Source organism: Micromonospora sp. 4G55 (assembly GCF_016803375.1).
Genome location: NZ_JAEVHN010000803.1, coordinates 1 through 2,509, shown reverse-complemented (window position 1 = coordinate 2,509; position 2,509 = coordinate 1). Strand labels below are relative to the sequence as shown.

Genomic DNA, 2,509 nt, shown 5'->3' with positions numbered 1-2,509 from the left:
GCCGACGGCGGCCGGCGTGTCGGCGGGCGGCGCGGCGACCGCCCTGGGCAGCGCGTCGACCGGCCGCTTCCGCCGGATGGTGGGATCACCCGACCCGTCCTCGTGTACCGCCCGATACCCTGGACAGGTCTGACACGCGCCGCCGGACCATTTGACCGGCGGCGTCGGCACGCTCAGGGTCGTCGCTGGGAGGGAGTGCACCGTCGTGGCACTCGTGGTGCAGAAGTACGGCGGGTCCTCCGTCGCCAACGCCGAGCGCATCAAGCGGGTGGCGGAGCGGATCGTCGCCGCCCGCAAGGCCGGCGACGACGTGGTGGTGGTCGTGTCCGCGATGGGCGACACCACGGACGAGCTGCTCGACCTGGCCAACCAGGTCAGCCCGCTGCCGCCGGGCCGCGAGCTGGACATGCTGCTCACCGCCGGCGAGCGGATCTCCATGGCATTGCTCGCGATGGCCATCCACAACCTGGGGTACGAGGCCCGCTCCTTCACCGGCTCGCAGGCCGGTGTCATCACCACCTCGGTGCACGGGCGGGCGCGGATCATCGATGTCACCCCGGGCCGGCTCAAGGGCGCGCTCGACGAGGGCGCGGTGGTGATCGTCGCCGGCTTCCAGGGCGTCTCGCAGGACACCAAGGACGTCACCACGCTGGGCCGGGGTGGCTCGGACACCACCGCCGTGGCGCTCGCCGCCGCGCTGCGCGCCGACGTCTGCGAGATCTACACCGACGTGGACGGCATCTTCAGCGCCGACCCGCGGATCGTGCCGAACGCCCGGCACATCAAGCAGATCACCTACGAGGAGATGCTGGAGCTGGCCGCCTGCGGCGCCAAGGTGCTGCACCTGCGCAGCGTGGAGTACGCGCGGCGTGCGGGGTTGCCGATCCACGTCCGTTCGTCATACTCGACCAACACCGGCACCATGGTCACCGGATCGATGGAGGACCTTCCCGTGGAACAGGCACTGATCACCGGGGTCGCCCACGACCGCAGTGAAGCCAAGATCACGATTGTCGGCGTGCCCGACGAGCCGGGTGCCGCCGCCAGGATCTTCGACACCGTGGCCGGCGCCGAGATCAACATCGACATGATCGTGCAGAACGTCTCCACCGAGGGCACCGGTCGCACGGACATCTCGTTCACGCTGCCCAAGACCGACGGCCCCACCGCGATGGCCGCGCTCAGCAAGATCCAGGACGCCGTCAAGTTCCGTGGCCTGCTCTACGACGACCACGTCGGCAAGGTGTCGCTGATCGGCGCCGGCATGCGGTCGCACCCCGGTGTCGCGGCCGGCTTCTTCGCCGCGCTCGGCGCGGCCGGGGTCAACATCGAGATGATCTCCACGTCGGAGATCCGGGTCTCCGTGGTCTGCCGGGACACCGACCTCGACAAGGCGGTCCGGGCCATCCACGACCAGTTCGAGCTCGGCGGCGACTCCGAGGCCGTGGTCTACGCGGGGACGGGACGGTAGCGCCCGTGTCGGCGCAGCCCACGCTCGCCGTCGTCGGGGCGACCGGCGCCGTCGGGACCGTGATGTGCGAGATCCTCTCCTCCCGGCGCAACGTCTGGGGCGAGATCCGGCTGCTCGCCTCGGAACGCTCCGTCGGGCGCAAGGTGCGCTGCCGGGGCGAGGAGCTGACCGTCGGCGCGCTCACCCCGGAGGCGTTCGACGGCGTCGACGTCGCCATGTTCGACGTGCCGGACGACGTCAGCGTCCGGTGGGCACCGGTCGCGGTGGCCCGCGGGGCGGTCGTGGTCGACAACTCCGGCGCGTACCGGATGGACCGGGACGTGCCGCTGGTGGTCCCGGAGATCAACCCCGAGCAGGTACGCAACCGGCCCAAGGGGATCATCTCGAACGCGAACTGCACCACGCTCGCGATGATCGTGGCGATCGCCCCGCTGCACCGCGAGTACGGCCTGCGCGAGCTGGTGCTCTCCTCGTACCAGGCGGTGTCGGGGGCGGGTCAGGCCGGCGTGGACGCGCTGCACCTCCAGCTCGGCAAGATCGCCGGGGACCGGGTGCTCGGCTCCCGCCCGGGCGACGTGCGCCAGGCGGTCGGCGACGAGCTCGGCCCGTTCCCCGCGCCGCTGGCGCTCAACGTGGTGCCGTGGGCCGGGTCGCTCGCCGACTTCGGGTGGTCGTCCGAGGAGATGAAGATCCGCAACGAGTCGCGCAAGATCCTCGGGCTGCCCGACCTGAAGGTCTCCGCGACCTGCGTACGGGTGCCGGTGGTGACCGGCCACTCGGTGGCCGTGCACGCGGTCTTCGCCACCGAGGTGGACGCCGAGGGCGCCCGCGAGGCGCTGCGCAACGCCCCCGGCGTGATCCTGGTCGACGACCCCGCCGCCGGCGAGTTCCCGATGCCGATCGACGCGGTCGGCACTGACCCGTCCTGGGTCGGCCGGATCCGCCGCGCCCTGGACGACCCGCGCGCCCTCGACCTCTTCGTCACCGGCGACAACCTCCGCAAGGGCGCCGCCCTGAACACCGCCCAGATCGCCGAAC

General features: G+C 71.7%; 2 protein-coding genes. Both read left to right on the top strand.

Annotated elements, in window-relative coordinates:
* The first annotated feature begins 205 nt into the window (after positions 1-205).
* A complete protein-coding gene (locus JNW89_RS34445) occupies positions 206-1,471 on the top strand; it encodes an aspartate kinase (protein ID WP_238452216.1) in 1,266 nt (421 codons plus the stop codon).
* 5 nt (positions 1,472-1,476) lie between these two features.
* Positions 1,477-2,509, top strand: a 1,033-nt coding sequence (locus tag JNW89_RS34440) for an aspartate-semialdehyde dehydrogenase (protein ID WP_238452215.1), incomplete at its 3' end; no start/stop codon positions are given.